Origin of the sequence: Sulfitobacter litoralis, assembly GCF_900103185.1 — a bacterium.
In the GTDB taxonomy this organism is placed as follows: domain Bacteria; phylum Pseudomonadota; class Alphaproteobacteria; order Rhodobacterales; family Rhodobacteraceae; genus Sulfitobacter; species Sulfitobacter litoralis.
In genome coordinates, this window is sequence record NZ_FNJD01000052.1 from 1 (window position 1) to 2385 (window position 2385).

Genomic DNA, 2385 nt, shown 5'->3' on the forward strand with positions numbered 1-2385 from the left:
TGAAGCCTAGGTTTTGGAGTCTAATCACCCAGTCCACGACTGTTTTTTCAAACGCCTCAGGGAGCTGGAACCAGATGATATTCAGGCTTTTGCCTGCTTTTGTCCGGACGATGCTGGCATCCTGCAAGATCAACCGCCGCTCGATGTCGACATTTTTGACCCGAAGAGAGGCCAAAGTATCTGCTCGTAATGCACCCAGAAAGGCCAAAGCAAAAATCGCCCGAGCCCGCAGATCGACCAAAGACTTGCACGGCATTGCGTTCAAAAGTTCTTCGGCCTCGAACAGGGTTGGATAATCTTTTTGTTTAACTTGCGCGGCCTGAGCCACAATGGCCTTCGGAAGTTTCAGATATCCCGCAAAGTCCCCCGGCAAGCGTCTGTAGCCCTCCTGCTTTAGCAACCAATCGAAGAATGCTTTGAGGTGGGAGACGGAATGCTTGATCGTTGATGCGGACAAATTATTCGGGGCCTGCGCTTTTGAAAGCTTTTTCAGCTCATCGCGCACTGTCGCAAAATCATCTGTGGTAAGCTTGGTGAAAGGCTTACCTTTCAAATTGCTCTCGAAGAAGCGGATCGCCGCAAGATGCCTATCGATGGTTTTTTCGCTATAACCACCAGCATAGGTTTGCCATTTGTGGATGATCCTGTCGTTCTCCGCTTGGAGGTTTGGGACATCATTTTCCGCTCTAATCCAAATACCCCCACGAACTGAGGCCTTTTCTTCGTGTAGGCACTCCGTGGGGGTATTGGGATTGCGACAATCCTCAATCAAGTCTCGATCAGTCTCACTTGATATCTTTTGAAGCTTAGTCGAGCAGTAGGGACAGACGGCGGTGTACATGTGTCGCCCGTTATCGGCAAAGTAATCGACGACCGTTTCGACATCCGGAAACACTGAGGTTTGGCACCCCCAGCACTGGAATTGTCCGGGCTGCAACTTTTTTTTGACCGTCAGACGCTTGCGCTTGTGAAAATCCTCTACTGCTGCGCCCCGGAACAGATAAGGCTTTTTGCCATCGGATGGCTGCAACCCATCGTTAACCCAGTTGGATACCGTATTTGCGGTGACTGAATATGCCGACATCAACTGCTCGCCAGAGTACACTCGGTGCTTTTTAAGCCGTATGCCTTTATAAGATTTGGTCATCAGGGACGCCCCTTGACCTTGGCCAGGTTGCTTGAGGTGCACGCTTCTTGCATCTTCGCCTCAAACAGAACCACATCACTCAGCTTCCAGCGCGAGGTGCCTGGGCTCAGTTTAATCCGCCGGGGGAAATCGGGATTTTTATCGTGCCACCGCCAGACCGTCGCCTTTGTGATATTAAAGCGGGCAGCTACCTGGTGGTCCGAAAGATATTGCTCGGTGCAGCGGGTGCAGAGCGCTAGCGGCTTACTCGGCGTGTCAGCTTTCGGCTTTGGATTCGGTTCCAGCGTCTCAAACAGACCGAGTTGTTTATTTTCTGAATTGGCTGGCACGATCAGGCCGACCCAAGATCAGCCAAAGGGCAACAACTCAGGGCTTTGGTCCAGGTACCGGTAAAGTCTTTCTGGAATGCTTGGATAGGGAAACGCGCTGACATTAGACCGCGCCGTTCTCGTTGGGATCGGTACGATTAGCTTGTGCCCAAGCGTTGAGATCGGAGCCGCGATAGATGACTTTGCGACCCAGTTTGTAAAAGGCAGGGCCCTTCATTTTGTGACGCCATTGCGCCAGCTTGGCGCGATCACCGATAAGATCGAGCTCCGGATCGCCCAATACATAGTTGCGATCGTTTTCGAAGAGGTTAGGCACTGTACACCGTCCTTCCATTGCATTGAATTGCAACGAAGGGATGCGCCCTAAACTACCGCGTAAGGCAGTCCCCGATCTCGAAATCGGGGACCCTTAAGGCTTGATAAATATACGAAAGAAATTTGCTCCTCAGAAGAGACATAGGGCTTGGACGTACCTTTGGGACAGTTATGGCTCAGTTCCTGACGATATTGCTCAGCGAGATGAAGCAGATTTGCCTGTGGCATCGGGTGTTCTTCGCAGAAGTCGAGCGCCATTCCCAAATGGACGACGCCTTTGTAGTGAGCCCAAACTCTTCTTAGGGTATCAATGTCTCTTGCCCCACTAACGGCATGGCTCTTTGCGTCATCACGAACCTGCTGCAAGATCCCGATTTCAGTTTGAACGCCCTCAAATTTCTTCTCAAGGATCGAGAGCACAATCAGTTTTCCGATATGTTCCGCAATATTGAGCCGACGCCAGTTCTTTTCATCATAGCGACGGGAAGTTTCGGAAAACTCGTATGCAGCCTCGCGTCGTTCTGCGGATGTCCTGATTGTCCATTGAACGAAGTTCGCGTTACCTGGATCGGTAGCCCAACTGCTACCTCCTTC

The 2385-nt window shown here is 51.3% G+C and carries 4 protein-coding genes; all 4 read right to left on the minus strand.

Features of this window, described 5'->3' with window-relative positions:
• A partial coding sequence (locus BLQ98_RS17940; protein ID WP_167354586.1) for a tyrosine-type recombinase/integrase occupies positions 1 to 1147 on the minus strand: 1147 nt, incomplete at its 3' end.
• Positions 1147 to 1476, minus strand: coding sequence for a helix-turn-helix transcriptional regulator (locus tag BLQ98_RS17945; RefSeq protein WP_093734542.1), 330 nt, complete (start codon positions 1474 to 1476; stop codon positions 1147 to 1149). The genes BLQ98_RS17940 and BLQ98_RS17945, both read right to left, overlap by 1 nt.
• Before the next feature lie 103 nt (positions 1477 to 1579).
• Entirely contained in the window at positions 1580 to 1792 is a 213-nt protein-coding gene (locus BLQ98_RS17950) for a MerR family transcriptional regulator (protein ID WP_093734543.1), read from the minus strand.
• Between the two features lie 47 nt (positions 1793 to 1839).
• On the minus strand, positions 1840 to 2385 hold a 546-nt coding region (locus BLQ98_RS18345; protein WP_167354587.1), incomplete at its 5' end, for a hypothetical protein.